This window comes from Pullulanibacillus camelliae, assembly GCF_014642655.1.
In the GTDB taxonomy this organism is placed as follows: domain Bacteria; phylum Bacillota; class Bacilli; order Bacillales; family Sporolactobacillaceae; genus Pullulanibacillus; species Pullulanibacillus camelliae.
The window spans coordinates 576,411-599,398 of record NZ_BMIR01000001.1 but is presented as its reverse complement, the minus strand read 5'-3'; the positions used below and the strand labels follow the sequence as shown (position 1 = coordinate 599,398).

At 41.7% G+C, this 22,988-nt stretch carries 16 protein-coding genes; 14 read left to right on the top strand and 2 right to left on the bottom strand.

The genetic code is table 11. The annotated features are described in order from the left end of the window. Nucleotides 1-91 precede the first annotated feature (91 nt). The 14 genes from IEW82_RS02570 to IEW82_RS02505 all read left to right on the top strand — a co-directional run bounded on the left by IEW82_RS02570 (nucleotide 92) and on the right by IEW82_RS02505 (nucleotide 20,109). On the top strand, nucleotides 92-1,012 hold the full coding sequence (locus IEW82_RS02570; protein ID WP_188688585.1) for an aldo/keto reductase: 921 nt from the start codon (nucleotides 92-94) through the stop codon (nucleotides 1,010-1,012). Between the two features lie 686 nt (nucleotides 1,013-1,698). Continuing rightward, entirely contained in the window at nucleotides 1,699-3,477 is a 1,779-nt protein-coding gene (locus IEW82_RS02565; RefSeq protein WP_188688582.1) for a PTS mannitol transporter subunit IIBC, read from the top strand. An 802-nt stretch (nucleotides 3,478-4,279) separates the two neighbouring features. Further along, complete coding sequence (locus tag IEW82_RS02560; RefSeq protein WP_188688579.1) at nucleotides 4,280-6,403, top strand: BglG family transcription antiterminator; 2,124 nt, start codon at nucleotides 4,280-4,282, stop codon at nucleotides 6,401-6,403. Next, nucleotides 6,403-6,840, top strand: coding sequence for a PTS mannitol transporter subunit IIA (locus IEW82_RS02555; protein ID WP_188688576.1), 438 nt, complete (start codon nucleotides 6,403-6,405; stop codon nucleotides 6,838-6,840). Before IEW82_RS02560 ends, IEW82_RS02555 begins: the two co-directional genes overlap by 1 nt. Before the next feature lies 1 nt (nucleotide 6,841). Continuing rightward, the gene (locus IEW82_RS02550; RefSeq protein WP_188688574.1) at nucleotides 6,842-7,993 is read left to right on the top strand and encodes a mannitol-1-phosphate 5-dehydrogenase; all 1,152 of its coding nucleotides are present in this window, start codon (nucleotides 6,842-6,844) and stop codon (nucleotides 7,991-7,993) included. Between the two features lie 555 nt (nucleotides 7,994-8,548). Next, nucleotides 8,549-9,442 carry a CvfB family protein gene (locus IEW82_RS02545; protein WP_188688571.1) on the top strand — a complete coding sequence of 298 codons (894 nt, stop codon included), beginning with the start codon at nucleotides 8,549-8,551 and terminating at the stop codon, nucleotides 9,440-9,442. Nucleotides 9,443-9,447: 5 nt separating this feature from the next. Beyond that, nucleotides 9,448-10,785 carry a DEAD/DEAH box helicase gene (locus tag IEW82_RS02540; protein ID WP_229672205.1) on the top strand — a complete coding sequence of 446 codons (1,338 nt, stop codon included), beginning with the start codon at nucleotides 9,448-9,450 and terminating at the stop codon, nucleotides 10,783-10,785. A gap of 698 nt (nucleotides 10,786-11,483) precedes the next feature. Further along, on the top strand, nucleotides 11,484-12,869 hold the full coding sequence (locus IEW82_RS02535) for an ABC transporter substrate-binding protein (RefSeq protein WP_188688568.1): 1,386 nt from the start codon (nucleotides 11,484-11,486) through the stop codon (nucleotides 12,867-12,869). A gap of 192 nt (nucleotides 12,870-13,061) precedes the next feature. Further along, on the top strand, nucleotides 13,062-14,003 hold the full coding sequence (locus IEW82_RS02530; protein ID WP_188688565.1) for a carbohydrate ABC transporter permease: 942 nt from the start codon (nucleotides 13,062-13,064) through the stop codon (nucleotides 14,001-14,003). Next, complete coding sequence (locus IEW82_RS02525; RefSeq protein ID WP_188688562.1) at nucleotides 14,000-14,815, top strand: carbohydrate ABC transporter permease; 816 nt, start codon at nucleotides 14,000-14,002, stop codon at nucleotides 14,813-14,815. The genes IEW82_RS02530 and IEW82_RS02525 overlap by 4 nt, the downstream gene beginning before the upstream one ends. A 43-nt stretch (nucleotides 14,816-14,858) precedes the next feature. Next, nucleotides 14,859-15,869 (top strand): zinc-dependent alcohol dehydrogenase family protein, encoded by a 1,011-nt coding sequence (locus IEW82_RS02520; RefSeq protein ID WP_188688559.1) that lies wholly within the window; start codon nucleotides 14,859-14,861, stop codon nucleotides 15,867-15,869. 29 nt (nucleotides 15,870-15,898) lie between these two features. Next, nucleotides 15,899-18,028 carry a BglG family transcription antiterminator gene (locus IEW82_RS02515; RefSeq protein WP_188688556.1) on the top strand — a complete coding sequence of 710 codons (2,130 nt, stop codon included), beginning with the start codon at nucleotides 15,899-15,901 and terminating at the stop codon, nucleotides 18,026-18,028. Next, complete coding sequence (locus IEW82_RS02510; RefSeq protein WP_188688553.1) at nucleotides 18,003-19,826, top strand: PTS sugar transporter subunit IIA; 1,824 nt, start codon at nucleotides 18,003-18,005, stop codon at nucleotides 19,824-19,826. Before IEW82_RS02515 ends, IEW82_RS02510 begins: the two co-directional genes overlap by 26 nt. 13 nt (nucleotides 19,827-19,839) lie before the next feature. Then, entirely contained in the window at nucleotides 19,840-20,109 is a 270-nt protein-coding gene (locus IEW82_RS02505; RefSeq protein ID WP_188688551.1) for an HPr family phosphocarrier protein, read from the top strand. Nucleotides 20,110-20,564: 455 nt separating this feature from the next. Here the strand turns inward: IEW82_RS02505 and IEW82_RS02500 are convergent, their stop codons facing one another. Together IEW82_RS02500 and IEW82_RS02495 are read right to left on the bottom strand one after the other, a co-directional pair. Next, a complete protein-coding gene (locus tag IEW82_RS02500; protein WP_188688947.1) occupies nucleotides 20,565-21,410 on the bottom strand; it encodes a YitT family protein in 846 nt (281 codons plus the stop codon). 696 nt (nucleotides 21,411-22,106) lie between these two features. Beyond that, complete coding sequence (locus IEW82_RS02495) at nucleotides 22,107-22,982, bottom strand: NAD(P)-dependent oxidoreductase (RefSeq protein ID WP_188688548.1); 876 nt, start codon at nucleotides 22,980-22,982, stop codon at nucleotides 22,107-22,109. Nucleotides 22,983-22,988: the final 6 nt, after the last annotated feature.

Genomic DNA, 22,988 nt, shown 5'->3' with positions numbered 1-22,988 from the left:
GAGTCAAGGTGTTTGCGCTTGAAAAATCAACCTGTGGCGCATACGATAAGTCTAAGGTGAGAGCGTTTACAAAATGATAGGAGTGATAGTGATGAAGTATAGACGATTAGGGAAAACGAATTTAGATGTATCTGTCGTGGGTATAGGAACCTGGCAATTTGGTGGAGATTGGGGGAAGGACTTCAATCAATCTGAGGTTGATGCCATTCTTTCTCGAGCAAAAGCGCTCGGTATCAATTTGATTGATACGGCAGAATGTTATGGTCCTCATCACTTATCAGAGAGCTTTATAGGAGATTACCTCTCAAGGGATCGACGCGAGGAGTGGGTGATTGCTTCAAAATTTGGCCACCATTGGGAAGAACAGTGGGAACATGCTTGGGATACGCAAGCAGTCCAAAAGCAATTGGATGCGTCATTAAAAGCACTACAAACCGATTATATTGATCTCTATCAGTTTCATTCAGGCTCCGATGCAGTTTTTGATAATGATGCATTATGGACAATGCTCGATAAGCAGGTAGAGGCGGGAAAGATCCGCAACCTTGGTATTTCAATCGGCAGCAATGCTAATATTTATCAAACCTCTAAAGCGTCAGAGTTACATGCCAAAGCCATTCAAGTGGTCTATAATCGCTTAGACCGCGCCCCAGAGGAAGAGGTTTTTCCATCATGCATTGAGCAAGACTTAGGGGTTTTAGCCAGAGTCCCCTTAGCAAGTGGCTTTTTAAGTGGCAAGTATAAACCAGGTGTGCGATTTAGCGATAACGTGCGCCAAAAACGGGATCAAGAAGACATTGATGAGAAGCTGAGACAGGTTGAGAAAATCAAAGCAGAGGAAGTTCCAGAGGGGGTTAACATGGCACAATGGGCGCTGGCTTGGTGCCTGCAACATCCGGCTGTAACAACGGTCATTCCAGGCTGTAAAAGTCCGGAGCAAGTTGAGGTGAATGCTGCAGCTGCCGAATTAGATAGTGTCCAAAATACTCATCCTCTCGCTGTAACAAAATAATTATCGTTACATACGCCCTCCCTAGTAAATAGGGGGGGTTTTTTGTACCGATAGCTTTGCTGATGCCCGCAAAGGAGGATCGTATAAATTCAGACTTTGCCTTTCGTCATTAAGGGTTTCTGGAGCACCCTCAGTGTGTGATTTGACAATCAGATGCGGAGTTGTCTCAAGCGGTGCAAAAGCGAAGTTTTCAACGAGACAATGAGTCCTAAGGCATTCCTTCATGCGGGAACCACCATGTCTGAAGTCCCCATAGGTTAGTCCAGGCTAATGAATGTCGGTTAAAAGCACTATGCCTATACTTAGCCAAGCTAGCACGTCCTGTCCGTCGAAGGAGGGTTTTAGGCTATGCCTATGGAAAGTGAATTGGCAGGCGCTTCATGATTTCACTCGAAAGATTGAAACCATTCCGTTAGAAATTGTGAAGGCTTTGATCTCTCAATGAGTAGAATACTTCTGTCTCTTCCTCTTCTTATAGGACACTCGGCTTCACTATTTATATGAATTTAAAAAATGGCAACAATGCTTTTGACAAAACCATCTTTAGATTTTGTTGAAGTGAAGGGAAAGGGTTTTTATAATAAATAAGGCAGAGAGGAATATTACCCGCATAGTAGAAAAAAATAGATGATATATTATTGCAGTTCCACCAAATGAAAACGTTTAAAAAATAAGGGGGTTTAAACATGTCAACAGCAGCTGAAAGTGCAGAAAGAAAAAGCACGTTTAAAGTGAAAATACAGCGGTTTGGCAGTTTTTTAAGTGGTATGATTATGCCTAACATTGGGGCATTTATTGCTTGGGGTCTGATAACAGCCCTGTTTATACCGACAGGCTGGCTACCTAATAAGCATCTTGCTGAACTTGTTGATCCAATGATTAAATATTTGTTGCCACTACTTATTGGGTATACCGGTGGTAAAGTCGTTTATGCCGAACGCGGTGGTGTGGTTGGTGCCGCTGCGACAATGGGTGTGATTGTAGGCTCTGATGTGCCGATGTTCTTAGGGGCCATGATTATGGGGCCATTAGGCGGATACTGTATTAAACAAGTGGATAGGTTGTTTAAAGATCGCATCCGTCAAGGCTTTGAAATGCTGGTTAATAACTTTTCTGCTGGTATTGTAGCGGGTATCTTAGCATGTATTGCTTACTACTTAATAGGTCCTGCTGTACAAGGATTAAGTAATGCATTAGCTAATGGGGTTGACTTTCTCGTTCATCACCATTTGATTCCTTTAGCGAATATCTTTATTGAACCAGCTAAGGTGTTATTTTTAAACAATGCAATCGGTAATGGTATTCTAGTTCCGTTAGGGGTAGAACAATCTAAAAATGTAGGAAAATCAATCCTATTCTTACTTGAATCGAATCCAGGTCCTGGCTTCGGTATGCTGCTTGCTTATTGGGCATTTGCAAAGGGAACAGCCAAACAATCTGCTCCAGGGGCGATGATCATTCAATTCCTTGGCGGGATTCATGAAATCTATTTCCCATACGTCTTAATGAGACCTTTGCTCATCTTTGCTGTAATGGCTGGTGGTGTCGCTGGTACGCTGACCTTTTCCATATTTAATGCAGGTTTAACTGCTGCAGCATCTCCGGGTAGTATCTTTGCGATCTTAGCGATGACACCTAGAGGGGTCAACAATTATATTGGTGTGATTGCGGGTGTCTTAGTTGCTGCTGCCGTTTCCTTTATCTTGAGTGCTTTGATTATTAAAACAGGTAAGAATAAGAATGAAGAGGGCGATCTTTCCGCTGCAGCTGAGAAAATGCAGCAAATGAAAGGTAAGAAAAGTAGTGTAGCCTCTGCCTTCGAAACAAAATCAACAAACCCTGCTAGCATTAGCGCTGACAATGTTGATAAAATTGTGTTCGCTTGTGATGCAGGAATGGGCTCGAGTGCGATGGGTGCTTCAATTTTACGGAAAAAAGTGAATGACAATCATCTTGATATTGATGTAACGAACACATCGATTAATAACTTACCGAGTGATGCCGATATCGTTGTTACCCATAAAGATTTGACAGATCGTGCTAAGGCCAAGCTGCCCAATGCGTATCATATCTCTGTTGAAAACTTCCTTGCCAGTCCAAAATATGATGAATTAATCAATGAATTAAAAGGGGATAGCGAGGCAGATACAGTAGAAGCTGTCAATGAACATGTGGCCGATGATGATTACGATAACGTATCTAAAATCATTTTTGCTTGTGATGCAGGGATGGGCTCTAGCGCCATGGGGGCTTCTATATTGAGAAAGAAAGTGAAAGATGCTGGATTGGATATTGATGTATCAAATACAGCAATCAACAATCTGCCATCCGATGCAGATATCGTCGTCACCCATCAGGATTTAACAGATCGTGCCAAAGCAAAATTACCAAATGCCAAGCATATCTCTGTTGAAAATTTCTTAAGCAGTCCCAAGTATGACGAGCTCATCAAGAAATTAAAGTAATGAAGAACATGAAGGCTGACTTGCGGTCCTTTTGAGGGCACTCGAGTCAGCTTTTTTTAAATAACAAGAAGGCATAAAATTTCTGTTCATGAGAACGGTGCGCGATTCCGCTCCAGGTAGCTGGCTTTAGCGATGTCACATAGAAGTGACACACTTAGTTGAAATCTATAAATAGAATATTTTAACAATTTTTCTAACCGAAATAGCAGTGACGTTTCAAAGAAACAAAAGGCTGGGACAAGTTAACAAAAGTCAGCCGCAAAGAAACAAAAGGCCTGGGCTTTTTAACAAAAGACGCGTTCAAATTAACAAAAAGAGAACAAAACGGAGGGTCCAGCTTCCGAATCTAGATGTGAGCGTAACAAAAGAGAGAGTCAAGTTAACAAAAGTCAGCCACAAAGGAACAAAAGGCCTGCCCGTTTTAACAAAAGTCAGCCACAAAATAACAAAAACAAGCCCTCAAAAATAATTCACTTCATGACACCTCTAATTCACAAGATTTAATCGTTCCTTAAGACTGTCATCTCCTATTTCTTGAAAAGTCCAAATTGATATGTGATGCGCGATGAAAAGTGTATTTTTAGGGAAGTCTTATAAGAGAGTGCTTCGATTATTTTTTGACACTAGACGACCTTGTATTAAAAAACTGTCAACAATTGCTGCGACGAAAATATGCTATGTTTCTGTTGAATAATAAGATATTAAGGAATATGATGGACGTGTAAGATGTTTTTAATAAGAAAATGTCAACATCAATTAAGGCCTGTGGGTAATCGATGAGATCCTAACGGAGTGATGGGCTATGTATATTTCGGCTAGAGAGCGTATTATATTGGATATTTTATTATCCGCAGAGGATGATACAACGATCAAACAGCTTGCTGATGCGCTTGATGTCAGTGAAAGGACAATTCACCGTGATCTCAAAGGCAGTGAAACTGTTCTAGAACAATTTAATATCACCTTAGTAAAAAAAGCTGGGGTTGGGATTCGATTAGTTGGTGACCCCGAGGATATTAATGCACTTAAATTGATGCTCTATAAGCAAAGTCATAATGAATACACGCCGGAAGAACGACAGACTATTTTGCTCTGTAGTTTACTTGAAGCTGTTGAGCCAATGAAACTCGTTTCTCTTGCCAATGATCTGCATGTCACCATCGTTACGATCAGTCATGATTTAACAAGATTAGAAGAGCAGCTCCAGGACTATGGCCTTCAAGTCGTGCGAAAGCGTGGCTATGGTGTCGAATTAGTCGGTGAGGAACGAGCGAAACGACGAGTGATGAGTGATATGCTCGCCCGCCATATGGATGAGGTAGAATTTCTTTCCCTTATTCGTAAGAACATCCAGCACAAACCGACAGCACAAACCGATTCAATTTCCGAAAAGCTCTTAGGCCTTGTCGAAAGAGAAAAGTTGGTAATTGTTGAAAGGGTCATCGAGGAAATTAATAATGAATTGGACTACTTTATTGCAGATAGCGCGTATATTGCGTTGGTAGTCCACTTAGGTCTGGCTATCGAAAGAATTTTGCAAGGTGAAAATATTAAAATCGATAAGTCCTATTTAGAAAGCCTGAAAATCACGCCTGAATATAAGATTGCAAATCGAATCATCGCAAAGCTGGAGAAGGTCTTTCAAATCGATATCCCTGAAGCTGAAATTGGTTATATTACCATGCATCTTCAAGGCGCAAAATTAAGATATGAATACGAATATATGGTAGAGAGTACGCATCTTCAAACAGCCGCTAAGGCCAAGCAGCTGATCGATTATGTTGAAGCCCGTTTAAATACTCCTTTGGGCGATGATTACTCTCTGTTTCAAGGCTTAATTACTCATTTGACGCCTGCGCTATATAGAGTGCAGCAGGACATGCGCATCCATAATCCTTTATTGGAAAAAATAAAAGAAGATTATCAGATGCTGTTTGACATTATACGAAATGGAGCTGAAGAGGTCTTCCCAGATCTTACAATTCCTGATGAAGAGATTGGCTTTTTAGTGTTGCATTTTGGGTCAGCGTTATTGAGTCATCAACGTCAAGAACAATTACAGGCTTTAGTTATTTGTTCAAGTGGGATCGGGACATCTAAGATCCTGAGTACACGCATTAAGCAAGAGATTCCTGAAATCAGCCATCTCCGCAATGTTTCTTTATTTGAACTCCAACAAATCGATACATCGGCGTATGATATCATCATTTCCACGATTCGATTGCCGGAGTTTGATGAAGAGGGGTATATTTTGGTTAGCCCAATATTAACGAAAGAAGAAACTGAACGGATTAAGGCGTTTATTCATGGAAAAGCTAAAGGCGTTCAGCTAGCGGAAGTCGTGACAGATTCGGGTCCGAAGATTTACTATAGTAACGTGAAGGGTTTTGTCACCTCCCTTGAAGCGTCACAGCATTATGCAGAGGCGATTGTGTCCGTACTGAAATCCTTTACTCTAGAAACCTTTGAGAAAGAGACGACCACCAAAGCGGTGCTCACTCGGGCTTGTAGTCAGCTCCTTGAAGCTGGCATGATAACAGATGAAGAACAAGTTGTCAGAGCTTTGCTAGAGCGAGAAAGGCTTGGGGGATTAGGGATTCCAAATACACGGCTCGCGTTGTTCCATGCGCGCAGCCATCAAATTGGTCAGCCGGTTTTTCGAAGCCTTTATACACAAAAGCCGCTTGATCTTAAGGGAATGGATGGGAAAGATGTCGAGGTGGATCATCTGTTGCTCTTGCTTGCTCCAGAAGAGACATCGAAGCAGACGCTTGAGGTATTGAGCCTAATCAGCGCGATAATTATAGAAAGTAAGGAAAGCATCGCGTTGTTTGAATCAGATAATCAGCAGCTTATGCTCTCCTTTTTGTCTATGCAGCTTGAAAAATTTTATCATGAAAAAATACAGGAAATGAGGAATTCATAATGGCATTACAAGTTTTATCAGCAGAAAACATTTTATTAAACCAAAGCGTTGGTGACAAAGAAAGTGCGATTCGTTTAACAGGACAAATTCTTGTGGATAGAGGGTATGTCGATGCCAGCTATATAGAGAAAATGCTTGAGCGTGAAGAACTAACCTCAACATATATGGGCAATTTCGTTGCCATTCCACACGGTACGGAGGATGCTAAGCAAGCTGTTAAGGAATCGGGTATCTCCATTGTACAAGTGCCAGAAGGCGTAGACTTCGGTGGCGGCAATATCGTCAAGCTCTTATTTGGAATTGCGGGTAAGAATAACGAGCACTTAGAGATCCTCTCTAATATCGCCATCGTTTGCTCTGAGGAGGAAAATGTTACTAAGATTGTCCATGCAACAACGAAGGAAGAAATCCTGGCCCTTTTTGAAGGAGTGAATTAAAATGCAAGCAGTCCATTTCGGTGCGGGGAATATTGGTAGAGGTTTTATTGGCAATTTGCTTTACCAATCGGGATTTCATACTAGCTTTGTCGATGTGAATAGTGAAGTTGTTGATCTTATTAATGAAAAACAGCAATATCACGTTGTGCTTGCTGATGAAGGTCAAGAAACCTTGACCATCAAAAATGTGTCGGCGATTAATAGTCAGACTGACCCAGATAAAGTCATTGCAGCTATTGCTGATGCGGATATCGTTACCGCTGCAGTAGGTCCAACGATTTTACCATTCATCGCGGGCCTTGTTGCCGATGGTCTTAAGAAAAGACTGGAGCTGGGTGGACAGGCTTTAAACGTGATTGCATGTGAAAATATGATTGGTGGAAGCACCTTGCTAAAAGAGAAGGTTTATGAAAAACTGACAGATGCAGAAAAAAACGCTTTTGATCAAAACTTTGGATTTCCTGATGCTGCAGTTGACCGCATTGTGCCAAATCAATCAAATGAAGACAAGCTGATGGTCATGGTCGAGCCTTTTTATGAGTGGGCTGTTGATCAAAGCAAAATTGTTGGTGAAAAACCACCTGTTGAGGGGATTACCTTTGTTGATGATCTAACACCTTATATTGAGCGTAAGTTATTTACAGTCAATACTGGTCACGCGATCACCGCTTATTTTGGCTATGCATCTGGCATTCAAACGATTGATGAAGCCATGAAAAATGCGGCGATTAAGGATTTAGTAGAAGGTGCTTTGAATGAAACCGGGGCTGTTCTGGTTAAGAAGCATGGATTTAAATCAGAAGAGCATCAGAAATATATCAATAAAATCTTGAATCGCTTTACGAATACTTATATCTCTGATGAGGTCACGCGTGTGGGCCGATCACCGATTCGCAAGCTCGGTCCCAATGATCGCTTGGTGGCGCCTGCGAAACAATATTTAGAGCTTATTGGAAAAGAGCCTGCTTATTTAGCAAAAGGCATTGCAGCAGCGTTGAACTTTGATTTTAAAGAAGACAAAGAGGCTGTTGAGCTTCAACAAACACTTCAAGCAAAAGGCTTGGAAACAGCGATTAGAACTTACACAGCGCTTGATCCAGAGTCAAGCTTCGGTTCACTTATTATTCGTGAATATCAAGCCTTACAAAAATGATGAACGAGAGACCGTTACATTTGCTGATGGGCGGTCTCTACATTTATTTTCAGAGATAGCATTTGATTATTGCAGGCGTGTATGGGCCTGTTTTATAAATGAATGCTCCGCAACAGCTTTCCTCCTAAAGCTTTTTTGATCATCATGAAGATACCTCCTCCTTTGTGGATGAAGCCAAACCATTCTCTTACCATAAATAATGAAAACCAGGGACGCATAGATAGAGTAAGCGCTGTGAATAAACTGTTTTTAACAGCGTAGGCAATAGGTTGCTCAGGGAAGATATCAAACCTCGAAGTGAGAACAGATGCATAGCGTAAAAGATATGGGGAGTGTGATGGTGAGTCGCATGACTTGTAACATCTAATTAGTAAGGACATTATGAGAAAAAATATTGAAGTTATTGGTTATTAAAGAAAACTTTCATCATAGTAAGTGATATGAGAATCGTCATGAGTTTTATTGAATACGCACCGAAATAGAGATTGGCGTGTTATAATTTTTTAGGAATGGAAATGCTAGGTGAATAAATGGTTGTGGAAATGAGGGAGTTTTATGTGTGCATTACAAGCTGGGGATATTGTAACACTCCAAGTGGAAAGAGAAGCCCCTTTCGGTTACTTTTTATCAGATGGTAACGAAGATGTTCTTTTACATAAAAATGAAATGGACAATGAGATGGAGATTGAACTCGAGCAGGCGATCGAGGTGTTTCTATTTACCGATCATCAGGGGCGCATTGCTGCGACACAAACACTGCCTAAGATTACTAAAGACATCTATGACTGGGTTGAGGTAGTTGATGTCAATCATCGGTTTGGAGTCTTTGTCTCAATTGGAACAAGTAAGGATGTGCTTGTCTCGAAAGATGATTTACCTGAGTCCTTTGCTGAATGGCCGACAGAGGGAGATGGGTTGTATTGCACGTTAATTACTGATAAAAAAGGACGGCTCTTCGGTAAAAGAGCTTCTGCGGATCGCATTGAGAGCCTTAGTGTACCGGCTGGACAGGATGCCTTTAATCAAAATGTGTCGGGAACGGTCTATCATCTCTTGAGTGTCGGTGTGGCCATCCTGACAGATAATAAGTGGCTGGCTTTTAACCATGAATCGGAACGAACAGAACCTTTAAGATTAGGGCAACGGATTGAAGGCCGTGTGATCGATGTCAAAGAAGACGGTACGGTTAACGTATCTCTAAAACAACGTGGTTATGAAAGCATGGACAAGGATGCGGAGATCATTTATACCTATCTCAACCATCGTGGGGGCGCTATGCCTTACTGGGACAAGACACAACCGGACATCATTCAAAAGCAATTTCAATTGAGCAAGGCAGCTTTTAAGCGTGCTTTAGGTCGATTAATGAAACAGGATATGGTCTATCAAGAAGAGGGCTGGACCTATCTTAAAAACAAAGAACGTAAAGGGAATAAGAAGGAGGACTAGCGCATTTGCAAAACTTTTTACAGCTGGGTTTAAGTCAAAAAACCGTTCAAACATTAAAGATGAATGGCATTGGTCAGCCAACGCCAATACAAGAAAAAGCGATACCTATGATATTGAACGACAAGGACGTCATCGCCCAAGCACAAACAGGGACGGGAAAGACACTTGCTTTTATCTTACCAATTATTGAAAAACTCGTTCCCGAGCAAACCCACCCACAAGCCTTGATCATCGCTCCAACGAGGGAACTAGCGCTGCAGATTACGGCAGAAGTGAAGCGGCTGACGGCTGAGCATGAAGAGATCCATGTTCTAGCAGCTTATGGGGGTCAGGATGTTGAACGACAAATAAAGAAATTGCAAGGAAAGGTTCACATCGTTATTGGAACGCCCGGTCGCTTGACGGATCATCTGAACCGTGGGACTTTAAAACTATCTAATCTCTCTTATTTAGTATTAGATGAAGCCGATCAAATGCTCCACATCGGTTTTTTGGAAGAAGTGGAGGCAATTATCAGTCGTACGCCTGCTGGAAGGCAGACTTTATTATTTTCAGCTACGATGCCTGGGCAAGTACAGGCATTGGCAAGGCAGTACATGAAAAAGCCTGAGCACATCCATGTCAGGGGAACAAATGTCACTCTTGATGAGGTCAAGCAATATGTTGTAGAAACGACGGATCGTGCGAAACAGGAGACACTATGTCAGTTCATTGATCTTTATCGTCCATTTCTCGCGATTATATTTTGTCGCACCAAGCGCAGGGCAAGCAAGTTAAATGAGGCTCTTAAATCATTAGGTTATGAATCTGATGAGCTTCACGGCGATCTTTCTCAGTCCAAGCGTGAACAGGTAATGGCACGCTTTCGTCAGGCCAAAATTCAACTCCTTGTGGCAACGGATGTCGCTGCGCGTGGCTTAGATGTCGAAGGGGTTACACATGTTTTTAATTACGATATTCCTCATGATACAGAGAGTTACATTCATCGGATTGGCCGGACGGGAAGAGCAGGAGGAACAGGCATAGCTATGACGTTTGCCACGCCAAGGGACTCATTTTATCTCAAGCAAATTGAGAAAGGGATCAAGGGGACAATTAAAAGAAAAGCATTAGAAACAGCGGTAGACCGTCCAAAGAAGAGTGTGGAAAGGGAACAAGAGCCATCAGCACACCCAAAAAGGCATGCGCGTCAAGCGAGTGCTACAAGAGGAACTAACACTCAAAGTGAGCGCCGTCGGGAGCGTTCAAGTAGTACCAGACAGCAAGGGCAGAGCCGAGGTCAAGGGCGTCGCCAGCAGCGAACAAGACCTTCAGGAAGTGCTAGAAGAAGAGGGCGGCGTTAGAATAAAATAAGAGATGGATCCCTTTTAAGAGTATATGTTACGTGGGATGATGAGGCTGGGACAGAAGTCTTCAGCTCATAGAGAATCCGAATGCATTCACAATTTTGAAGGCATGCGTTCGGGTTGTTAAGCGAGTGATGAAGCGCTCCGTCAAAGCACTTCGCTTTCCACGGGCACGGCCTAGAGGCGCACAGGATGCGCTAGTTTCGGCATTCGACGTACCATCGGGGTCCTCTAAAAGTATTCATTACTTTTTGGGGGCCTGAGGTGCGCGTTTCGACGTTGTCACATGGATGTGATGCTTTTAGTCCAAGGCCCCTTGAAGATGTGACGCACTTAGCCGAAGTACCTTGAGAATGTAAGAAGCCCTTGTTCCTGCATCTGCTAGAATTGCTTTCCTCGGAGCAACGCGTCGTCAATTCGTGAAGTCACCCTCGCTCCGTTCCCGTAGACATCACCGTATTTCGACTGCGCTTCCAGTTTCCCTGCCACTTTTATAATCTTATCGTTCGGTATTAGGGTGAGTCGTTTTGTCTCACCTCTTTTTTGTTGCAAGGATAAAAAAATAGACCACATCATGTTCCTTCAGATTTGTCATTTTTTACGTAGACAAAATTTATATAACTTAGTAAAAAGCACTATTTTTTCCTTGTTATACTTTACGTAAGCATTTAAAAAGAAAACAAGGAGGTATAATAATGAAAGGGGTTTCAAAGAGTGTTCTTGCATTCCTATTTCTATTTGGTTTGATCCTCACCGCCTGTGCTCCACCAGAGGAGAGTAGCAGTGAGGGAGCAAATCAGGGAAATAAGGATCATTCAGATGTGACGTTAACTATTGCTACGGTCAATAATCCTGATATGAAAAGCATGCAGGATTTGACAAGTGAGTTCACTGACAAAACGGGAATAAAGGTGAAATATGTTGTCCTCCCAGAAAATGAATTGCGGAAAAAAGTGACTGAAGATGTCGCTTTGGGTGCTGGGAAATTTGATATTGCAACGATTGGTACCTATGATGCACCGATTTGGGCTAAGAACAAGTGGCTCATTTCACTTGATGATTATTTTGACAAAATGTCAGATGAGGAAAAATCAAACTATGATTTAGACGATATTTTTGCACCAATAAAAAATGCTTTGTCCTACAATGACCACTTATACGCCTTACCTTTTTATGGTGAGAGCAGTATGCTTTATTACAATAAAGATATTATGAAAGCTGCTGGTGTAAGCATGCCTTTGCATCCGACGTGGCAGCAGGTTGCCGATGCCGCGGTTAAAATTAAAGAAAAAACAGGAAAAACAGGAATTGTACTTCGTGGTCTCCCTGGTTGGGGAGAAATGATGGCCCCACTAGATACGGTGATCAATGCTTTTGGAGGGAAGTGGTACGATGAAAACTGGAAGGCTCAGTTAACCAATCCCCAAACAGAAAAAGCCGTTCAATTTTATGTTGATCTGCTACACAAAGCAGGTGAATCAGGCGCCACCTCGACAGGTTATACAGAGGCATTGACGTTAATGTCTCAAGGTAAAGCGGGCATGTGGTATGACGCAACCGCAGGCGCCGGCAACCTTAATGATAAAGACAACTCAAATATTGTGGGGAAAGTCGGCTATGCTTATGCTCCGACTGCGGATAAGAAGAATACCGGGTGGCTGTATGCCTGGTCATTGGGAATTGAAAAAAGCAGCAAACACAAAGCAGCTGCCTTTAAATTTCTCACTTGGGCCACCAGTAAAGACTATGTCAAGTTGGTTGGAGATAAAAAGGGTTGGGTTGTCGCCCCTCCGGGTACGAGAAAGTCAACGTACGAGAATCCCGATTACAAAAAGGCTGCACCGTTTGCTGATATTGTTCGTGATTCGCTCGAACATGCCGATTATGATCACCCAACCATTGATCCTGTTCCGTATAAGGGTGTTCAGTATGTAGAAATTCCCGAATTTTCAGGTCTTGGAACGGAGGTCAGCCAGCAGATAGCCAGTGCAATTTCTGGAGATAAATCGGTTAAGAGTGCGCTTGCCGCTTCACAGAAATTGGCGGAGCAAGCAGCAGAAAAAGGTGGATATAAGAAATAATGTGATCGACCTATAAAGAAGGGAACGCTGAGTGAAGTTGTTGTAAAACATTTCCTGCTCCCAAAGATACATGGCTCCTATGGAAAATGGGAGAGTTGCAAGCGAGTATCTGGAGTGGAAAACAATACTATGATTTTTTAAGGACTTCGACTTCTCCTTAGTGGTTCTCCTTCTTCAAAAAGGAGGGGCTTTATGGCTGAAAATCTCATCTCGCCACCTAAAGTCGAGAAAATCACTTTAGAAAAACCAAGGAAACTGAAACCGAAAAAGCCGCCTGTGAAACGGTTGTTATATCCAGGGTTGATTTTTGTCGCTTTAGTCACACAGATTCCTTTTATCATGACCATTTATTATAGTTTGCAGAAATGGAATGTGATGCGTCCCGATTTGGGCATTGATTTTACAGGACTGACAAACTATCTTTACTATTTCAAACAACCACAATTTTATACGGTATTAAAAAATACATTGATTTTAACGTTCGGTTCTCTCATTCTTTGTCTTATTTTAGGTGTTATTTTCGCATTATTAATGAATCGTCAATTTTTTGCTAAAGGGATTGTACGCACTATGTTCGTTTCACCTTTTTTCGTCATGCCTGCTGTGGCCGGTATTGTATGGAAAACGATGGTGACCAATCCTAACTATGGGTTTTCAGCTTATTTTGGTGAGCTGACAAACAGTACGCCTATTGATTGGCTATCCCAGCATCCCCTTTTAATTATTATTTTAATTGTCACGTGGTTATGGACTCCCTTTTTTATGCTGGTCTTACTGGCAGGGCTTCAATCATTACCTCAGGAGCTCCTAGAAGCAGCTGAAATAGATGGAGCCAATAAAGGACAACAATTACTCTATATTGTTTTGCCACATCTGTTGCGGTACTTTGAAGTGGTGATTATGCTCGGTTTAATCTTTATTCTGCAAGTATTCGGGGAAATTTTCGTCACGACTTCTGGAGGACCGGGCTATGCCTCTACAAATCTATCGTTCTATACCTATCGAGAAGGGTTTCAGAATTGGGAGATAGGCGGGGCCTCTACAATAGGTGTGATCACTGTTATTTTAACAATCATTGTGATGACCTTTCTCTTCTCTTTTATGCGCAGGCGATTTAAGGAGGAACTGATGTGAAAAAATTAATGAAATCATTGGTCACATTGATAACCTACGTGATGGCTTTTATTTATTTCTTTCCAATCCTATGGCTGTTCATTACGAGTTTAAAACAAGAAAAGGATGCAGCAATAATTCCGCCCTCCTTTATCTTTTCGCCAACATTTGAGCACTTTCACGAGATTTGGAATAATGGTGTTGCCTATTATATGTTGAATTCAGCCATAGTCGCTATTGCGTCGACCTTTATTGCGTTGCTCCTTGGTGTTCCGGCTGCCTATGCCTTGGCCTTATACAGGATAAAAAGAAGTAACGATATTCTCTTTTGGTTTATTTCAACAAAGTTCATGCCGGTGGCTGGTGTGATTATTCCACTCTATTTATTGTTTAAAAGTCTTAATCTCTTAGACACCTTATCTGTGCTTATTTTGGTTTATGCAGCGATGAACATGCCGTTGGTCCTTTGGATGATGCGCTCATTTTTTAAAGATATACCCTACGAGTTAATTGAGGCCTCTCAGGTGGATGGAGCCACAGGATTGAATACTTTTTTTAAGATAACATTGCCGCTAGTAAAGTCTGGGTTAATCTCAACGATTTTACTCAGTATGGTCTTTGCTTGGAATGAATTTTTCTTTGCGCTATCACTCACTTATACCAGTGCAAAGACAATGCCCGTCTATATGACAGCATTTATGACACAAGAAGGGTTGTTTTGGGCAAAAATGTCCGCTGCTTCTGTATTTGCTATTGTTCCAGTATTGATTCTTGGCTGGTTTAGTCAGAAGCAGTTGGTACGTGGATTAACAATGGGGGCTGTCAAAGGCTAACTCAGGTTAAATGACATTAAAAATCAATGGAGAGGTGAAGAAAATGAAAGCTTTGGTCATTGAAAAACCATTTCAGGCAGCAGTGAAGGAGGTACCTTATCCACAACCAGGTGCTAATGAAGTGACAATTAAAGTCAAACAGGTAGGAATTTGTGGAACAGATGTACACATTTATAGAGGAGAGTTCTTATCGCCATATCCGATCATCCCAGGACATGAGTTTTCTGGAATTATTGATGCAGTAGGTGAGAATGTCACAGATTTTAAAGTAGGCGATCGTGTCAGTGCAGATCCCTCCTTGTTTTGTGGAGAATGTGAATATTGCTTGACAAACCGCGGCAACCATTGTGCAAATTGGGGGGCGCTTGGGAATACCGTTGATGGCACAATGGCCGAGTATGTCAGTGTGCCTGCTGGAAATGTCGTTCATCTTCCTGATACGATGTCATTTGAACAAGGTGCTTTTATTGAACCAATGGCTTGTGTGGTACATGCGATGAATCGTCTGCAATTACATGTAGGTGATCGTGTACTGTTATTTGGAGCAGGCGCTATGGGGCAGCAGCTTGTTCAATCCTTGAAGCAGGCCGGAGCATCTGAATTGGTCGTCGTCGATCTCTCGCAACAAAAATTGGATCTTGCTTTAGAAATGGGAGCCACTCTAGGTGTTTTGAGTGAACAAATTGAGGAGAAATTGTCGACTTCAGAGTATGAGAAGGGCTTTGATGTTGTGGTGGATGCAACAGGCATTCCAGCAGTTATTGAACAGGCGATGCATTATATTGGGCCGGCGGGAAAGTATCTACAATTTGGTGTGACACCGCAGCATGTTGAAGTACGCATTGACCCCTTTAAACTTTACAATAAGGACTGGACACTTTTAGGGTCAATGGCGATTAACCATACTTTTATTCCTGCTTTTCATTGGTTAAAAGAGCGGCGCATTAATGTCCAACCCTTGGTGTCAAAAACACTTGAACTAGAAGAAGTGATCGATTATTTAAGTGGAAAAACAAAGGATCCTAATGGTCTTAAGGTACAAATCAAATTATAAGGATTCGTGCGGATTCTTGGGGTGTTAATATGTCAAAGGAATTTCATTTGTTACCTCGACAAGAACGGATATTAGTTGCCTTTTTGGATGCTGACAGGGAATGTGTTCAAATAGATGAACTCGCAGAAAGGTTAAAGGTGAGTCAGCGCACAATACACAGAGATTTAAAGGATGTAAAGGGCCTGCTGGCAACCTACCACCTCAAGCTTAAGCGTGACAGGCATAAGGGGTTATACCTTGAAGGCTCTTTAGAGGATCGAAAAAAAATACGCAATGATATTTATTTCAATTACAAAAAGGTATTTTTTAGCCCAGAAGAGCGGCAATTTGCTCTCGTTGTCACTCTGATAGCTGCGGATAGCCCATTAAAATTGTATAGTCTCAGTCATACGTTTGGTGTGTCCGAGAGCACTATTAGTCATGATTTAGATGAGATCCATCCTAAATTGAGTGATTATCAGATTGAACTGATTAGAAAGCCTGGATTTGGCATCGAAGTCATTGGGGAGGAAGTCAATAAGCGCTTGGTGTTGTTCGAAGCGTTTAAACAACAGTTGAGTGTAGAAGAATGGTTGAACCTCTTGGAGTTCCCAAGCCAAACGAAAAATAAATCTTACTTCCATTCACTGCTTTATTCGGAGTTTCAGTTTGACAAGATGATCACTTTAGATAAAATGCTTCGACCGATTATCCAGAAAAGTGAGAGCCTATACGGGGATCAAGATTATGTGTACCTGTTGGTTCAATTGATGATTACCATGAATCGAATAGGGAGAGGGCATGAATTAAATCAAATGTCTAAGCTAATGGAAAGGGATGAGATAGAACATGTTCCTCTTCTTGAAAAGGTCGAGCGGTTCTTGACATTTATTTTTAAGAAGAACATTGCACCATACGAAGAACGTTTTATCTCGACTTTTCTCATGCATTCGCATCAATCACCTAACGAGCAAAATAAAGAATATCAAAGTGTATCTAAGGAGACCATTTTTACCTTTGTTCGGTACATTGAATCACTCCTAAATCTCTCCCTACATGATGATGATCGCTTAATAAAAGGCATCGAATCTCATTTGAATACTTCTATTCAAAGACTAAATAAAGGAATGACAGTTTATAACCCTCTTCACGACAAAATTAAGGAGCAGCATCAAGACTATTATTTAGCATGTAAAGAGTCCAAAGGCATTCTGGAGCAAGAAATTGGAGTGACCTTGCCAGAGGATGAGTTGAGTTTCTTAGCCCTGTATATTGCTGCGGCGGCTATTCGGAAAAACACTTTAGAAAAGCAGCATGTGAAGGCGATTGTTGTTTGCTCAAGTGGTATTGGGACCGGGCATTTTCTAGCTTCTCGAATCACTCAGGAATTGAAGGGGATCGATATTGTTAAAATCGCTTCGATGATCACCCTTAAAAATTGGTTAAAAGAAAATAAGGCGATTGATTTAATCATTTCAACCGTCTCCTTATCTTTTGTTGATAGTGATAAGATCGTAAAGGTCTCTCCTCTATTAGAGGCAAGAGATATTCGCTTATTAAGGGAAAAGATGGAAAATATCGCCCCCATTCAAAGGGATCGGCTGACCCTTACACCTCCTACTGTGAATGATGAGGATAAAATTTACTCAGTGGCTCACTATGGTGAAGCATTGCTGCAGATAAAAAGAAATTTTCGCATGTATACCTTCAGCCATTCATTTTCGCTTCAAGATGCACTGAATGACGCCACACTTGATCAGGTGCTCTCCGATAAAGGGAAGCTCATTATCGATTTAAAAGAACGTGAAAAAAAGGACCCCTTTGTCTATCAAGATCTCGCCGTATTACATTGTAGATCAACGGGGGTAAGGGAATTACTTGTACTCGTCTTTCGCTTGGAGAATGCGGTGCAATGGGAGAGTGAGAGTAGCGCGGGGAAGAAAAATGTCAAACATATTCTGTTATTATCGACCCCGATGTCCTCATCGGAAGAATATATTAATATGATCAGTCAAATTAGCGCGAATCTGATAGATGAGGCGCTGTTAAACACCATAAGATCAAGTCAGGAAGCCGAGGTGTTAGACGGGATCATGAGCATACTTATAAAGTACATGTCTGATCGAATCAAGCGGGTAAACGGAGAGTTGGCAAATGAGAAAAATAGGCCGTCTTTATAGTTCTATTATTTATCAAAATGTGGGTGTTCTCATCACACTGGGATTGATCCGAGTCCTTTTTGGAGACTATGGGCTTTATCCGAACAAGGATCTACTATCCATCTATAATGATATGATCCTGTATCTCGTTCCTGTTCTTCTTGCCTACACGGGTGGGCGCTTATTTGGAAATTCTCGTGGTGGCATTGCAGCTGCGATGACAGTCTTTGCTTTAGCACTATCGAGCCAGGCCCCAATGATTATTGGGGCAATGCTGCTTGGACCACTTGTTGGTCTTATTTTTGCTTTTGCTGAAAAGAGATTAGAAAAGTGGATTCCCCCCGGATTTGAATTATTCTTTGGCAATTTGCTTGTCGCTATCTTTGGCTTAACCTTCATGATGATATCCTACAAGTTTTTAGGTGGATTTTTAGCCAGTATCATTCATCATATTTTAGTAATCATGGAGACAATTGTCGCTGAAGGCTGGCTTCCAATGACGGCACTGATTGTTGAGCCCCTTAAGGTATTGTTCTTTAACAATGTGATCAATCATGGCTTTCTTGTTCCTATCGGTATTCAGGAAGCGAAAGAAACGGGACGTTCCGTTTTCTTTCTTGTAGAGGACAATCCTGGGCCCGGGTTAGGCATTTTACTTGCTTACCTTATTCACTCTCCTAAGACGATGAGAAAAAATACATATCTATCAGCGATCATTCATTTTTTCGGGGGGATTCATGAGGTCTATTTCCCATATGTTCTAAAGAACCCGCTATTAATATTTGCAGCCATAGGCGGGGGAATGGCAGGAAATTATATCTTTGAATTATTAAATTGTGGGCTAGTCTCGGTAAGCTCTCCAGCTAGCATTCTTTTTATGATCATCCTTTCACCTCATGGATCATTATTAAATAATGTGATAGGGATTTTTCTATCAGCGCTAGTATCATTTTTATTGGCATTATGTCTTTTGCAACTTTCTAAAAGGCGGACCGTTCATATTGAGAATGATAAAATGCTGAAAAGTCTGGGGAGTGCAGTACCTTTTAGCTATGCGGAGAGTGAAGAAGCAATCAGTGAGGAGGCTGTGCCGACCAGGCCAATCCAAACTATTGTTTTTGCTTGTGAGGCTGGAATGGGCTCTAGCGCATTAGCAGCTGCGATGTTAAGAAAGCATCTTAAAGAGCATCAGTTAGAAATAACTGTCTCGCATTGTTCTGTTAATGCTATTCCTGCAAATGCGGAGCTTATTATTACCCATCGACAATTTTATGCCATGCTTAAACGTGATTATGCTGATAAAACGGTCATTAAAATTAATTCATTTGTTGATGAAAGGGAGTATCATACGGTCATACAATTTCTTCTTGATCAACAAACTGAGGACACTGTAGATCTACATCCCCATCAGGTGCTTTTAAATGCTAAGGCTAAGGATAAGGAAGAGGCCATTCGTCAGGTCGGCCAAAGGATGGTAGACTTAGGATTTGCTCAATCCTCTTATATTGATGAAATGCTTGAAAGAGAGAAGCACTTTACAACATATATAGGTAAAGGACTTGCAGTTCCCCATGGGATGACTGAAAGTCGTCAAGCTGTAAATAAATTAGGGATCGTGGTAGCTGTTTTTCCAGAAGGCGTGTCCTTTGATGGGCATGATGTGTTCATCGCCATTGGTATAGCGAGCCATGGTGAGGAACAGGTACACCTTTTGTCCATTATTGCACAATTATTAGATGAAGAAGAGGCTCTAGAAACATTAAAATACGCGACAGACTATCAAACTGTTATTCAAATTCTGAAAAAATTTGGGCTATAGGGTGAGTTGTGACATGATACGATGTGAATTAGAAATTACACTTCCATTTGGTGTTCATTTAGAACCCGCAACGGAGCTTATAGGTTATATCAAGCGTTCTGAATCGAACGTCTCCGTAATTATAGGGGATAAAGAAGTGAGTATTACCGGAATCACTGATGTTTTAAAATTAAAGCTACATTCTAAAAAGTGGGTAATTTTTAAAGTGACAGGTCCCGATGAAGATAAGGTCATGCAAGATATCAAAAGGTGTATTCAAAAAGAGAGAAGCCAAAATAGATAATGCCAAAATGATTTTGGTGAGTGCAGCTACCGGAATGAGTTCCACCGGCACGGCCTTTGAAGTACAATAGAGATCTTTGAAAAGTGTTCGGGAAATCAACGCTCGCTCTTGCTGAAGCCACTAAAAAAGTTCCCTTATCTTATTCTATCGTGTACAAAGAAGGTTCGGATGCGGATTACAATGGAAGGCACCCGTTTTCTGCGGGGGAGGGGTAGCCCCTGATAGGAATGAAACTGTCAAGACTCCCACTCCATCTTCGGTGTTGACTCGCTTCTAAGTAAAGAAGCTCTTTCAAGGGATGGGAAAGTGAAAATGGCCATTATAATCGAAGGCGCTTAGAGTGTTGCTACTCGAAGCCTTTTAAATGCCCCCTGTTTTGGCAACGTCAGTAAGAATAGGGCACGCTTTCCCAGCTTTATTTTTTTAGAGTTCCTAATGATGATTCTTTATCTTTTTTAATGGATATGGCGTTTTTTGAAGTTGCCCCCTTTAACGTCATGGATATCCCCAATGGCAAGAAAAGCACTGGGGTCAATTTCTTTTACAATATTTTTAAGCTTAGCTTCTTCAAGACGGGTGATGACGGTAAATATGACGCTTTTGTCGTTGCCGGAATAGGCACCTTCCCCATTGAGATAGGTCACTCCTCTGCCCAGCCGATCATTCAATGTGTCCCCAATATCCTTATGCTTATCACTAATGATCCATACCGATTTGGAGGATTCAAGCCCTTCGGTTGTTACATCAATCATCTTAAAAGCAATGAAGTAGGCAATAAGTGAGTACATTGCATGATTCCAGCTAAAGACAAACCCTGCACAGCCAAGAATAAAAATATTAAAGAACATCACGGTTTCGCCTACAGAAAAAGGGATGGATTTATTAAAGAGTATAGCTAATATCTCCGTTCCATCAGAGGTCCCACCGTTACGAATAACGAGGCCAATACCAATGCCGAGAAAAATGCCACCAAAGACTGCAGCGAGCAGCGGGTCATCAGTAAAGGCTTGAATAGGTTCAAAAAGTGTTGTCAAAATAGAGAGGACGATAATGGCACCTAGAGAGGTAATGGTAAAGGTTTTACCCATGTGCTTATAACCGAGAATGAAAAATGGGAGATTGAGAATAAATAAAAATAGTCCCAATGAAAGTCCTGTCAGGTGGGAGAGCATGATAGAGATCCCTGTAATACCGCCATCAATAATACCGTTAGGCACGAGGAATATTTCAAGCGCAACAGCTTCTAACGATACACCCGCGAGGATAAAGACAATGCGTCGAATGAATTCAGTTTTTGTCATCTTACGGTGTTTAATTTTCGGAGTGTCTAACAATGTGCCACCTCTTTTTTAATGGTTTTATATTTTAATTATAAATGATTATATATAAATAGTTTACTAATAAACACTTTAAACCTACGATTTTTCAAAAAATGTTGCAAATTATTAAAAAATAGCCAAAGAGCGCCCGATCCTCCTTATCCCGGCATTGAAAATGGTTTTTACCAAAGGGGAGCATCCGTAGCATTCACACCCCAAATTTTGTAGTGGTTATCTTCTAAGAAGGGCAAACCTATAATCCAGCCCTCACTTATGAATTTTGATATGTAAGAAAAACCAGGCGAAAGAGCATGCCCGTTCCTTGCTTGGTATAGAGCATCCGCCAATATGAAAGAAGCTTCATTGCCTGATCAAGTGGATGGGAGCGCAAGGCGCGAGATTCGGAACACTCTAAAATCGTGTGTTCCTCGGGCGCCGCTGACTCATGATGCGGAGACTAGAGTCCTGTGGGAAGTGGGAGATCGATAAGACCTTAGCAGTGCGAAGGCGCGAGGAGGCTTACCACTAGGCTTACCACTCCCCCGCGGAAAGCGAGCGGCCTGGAGCGAAAATCCGCACCGCCCTCATAATCAGAATTTTATACTTTCTTTTCTTTTAAAAAAGGTACTCCCAAAGCTTCACTTTTGGGAGTACCCTCATGACTAAATTTGAGTATCACTATTTAAGCCATTGGAAAATGGCAGACATGTCTTGATTTCCCAATCCATGCTGCTTTGCTTGAGCGTAAAGCTCTTTAGCAGCATTGGCAAGCGGCATGGCATAATGGTGTTCAAATGCCGTTTGTGCAACAAGGTGCAAGTCTTTCTGCATATGTGCAAGAGGAAATTCAGGCTCAAAGGTCTCATTTAGAATGTTATTCTTTTTACCTTGTAATATTGGCGCGGCTACAGGGTGATTGAGGAGCAGTTCAACAACATTCTCCTTTCCAAGTCCCATCGCTTCACCAAGATGTACGGTCTCAGAAAATACAGCCATAGATTGAGCCAGCATAAGGTTGATCAGAATTTTCATCGCTGACCCTTGACCATTTTCTCCCATGAAATGGGTAGCCTTTCCCATGATATCGAAATAAGGCTGTGCTTCGGCACAATCCTCTTGAGTACCACCTACTAAAAAGATGAGCTCGCCCTTTTCGGCTGGAACCTTAGATCCCGATACTGGGGCATCAAGATAGCGTAGTTGGTGATTACGGGCGGCATCAGCCATTTTTTTGCTGAAAGAGGGATTGACTGTACTCATGTCTACCCAAAGTGCCCCTTTTTTCATGTTAGGCAATATACCATTTTTATCATAAGCAATGGCTTCTACAACCGTTGGATTGGCTAACATCGTAAATACAATATCAGCATGTGCGACAGCCTCCTTGGGTGTGGCTGCCCATTGAGCGCCATCAGCGATTAAGGCTTTTGCTTTTTCTTTTGTACGGTTATGGACAGTGAGTGTATAGCCAGCCTTCTGTATATTTTTAGCCATTAGACTTCCCATAATGCCAAGTCCAATAAAAGCGAGGGTCTTTGTTGTCATGTCAATCATCCTTTC

Coding starts and splice junctions, on each gene's coding strand:
- IEW82_RS02515 (WP_188688556.1), top strand. CDS start 15,899: ATGTCAAAGGAATTTCATTTGTTACCTCGACAAGAACGGATATTAGTT.
- IEW82_RS02520 (WP_188688559.1), top strand. CDS start 14,859: ATGAAAGCTTTGGTCATTGAAAAACCATTTCAGGCAGCAGTGAAGGAG.
- IEW82_RS02495 (WP_188688548.1), bottom strand. CDS start 22,982: ATGATTGACATGACAACAAAGACCCTCGCTTTTATTGGACTTGGCATT.
- IEW82_RS02545 (WP_188688571.1), top strand. CDS start 8,549: ATGTGTGCATTACAAGCTGGGGATATTGTAACACTCCAAGTGGAAAGA.
- IEW82_RS02530 (WP_188688565.1), top strand. CDS start 13,062: ATGGCTGAAAATCTCATCTCGCCACCTAAAGTCGAGAAAATCACTTTA.
- IEW82_RS02510 (WP_188688553.1), top strand. CDS start 18,003: ATGAGAAAAATAGGCCGTCTTTATAGTTCTATTATTTATCAAAATGTG.
- IEW82_RS02505 (WP_188688551.1), top strand. CDS start 19,840: ATGATACGATGTGAATTAGAAATTACACTTCCATTTGGTGTTCATTTA.
- IEW82_RS02500 (WP_188688947.1), bottom strand. CDS start 21,410: ATGACAAAAACTGAATTCATTCGACGCATTGTCTTTATCCTCGCGGGT.
- IEW82_RS02565 (WP_188688582.1), top strand. CDS start 1,699: ATGTCAACAGCAGCTGAAAGTGCAGAAAGAAAAAGCACGTTTAAAGTG.
- IEW82_RS02550 (WP_188688574.1), top strand. CDS start 6,842: ATGCAAGCAGTCCATTTCGGTGCGGGGAATATTGGTAGAGGTTTTATT.
- IEW82_RS02570 (WP_188688585.1), top strand. CDS start 92: ATGAAGTATAGACGATTAGGGAAAACGAATTTAGATGTATCTGTCGTG.
- IEW82_RS02560 (WP_188688579.1), top strand. CDS start 4,280: ATGTATATTTCGGCTAGAGAGCGTATTATATTGGATATTTTATTATCC.
- IEW82_RS02535 (WP_188688568.1), top strand. CDS start 11,484: ATGAAAGGGGTTTCAAAGAGTGTTCTTGCATTCCTATTTCTATTTGGT.
- IEW82_RS02555 (WP_188688576.1), top strand. CDS start 6,403: ATGGCATTACAAGTTTTATCAGCAGAAAACATTTTATTAAACCAAAGC.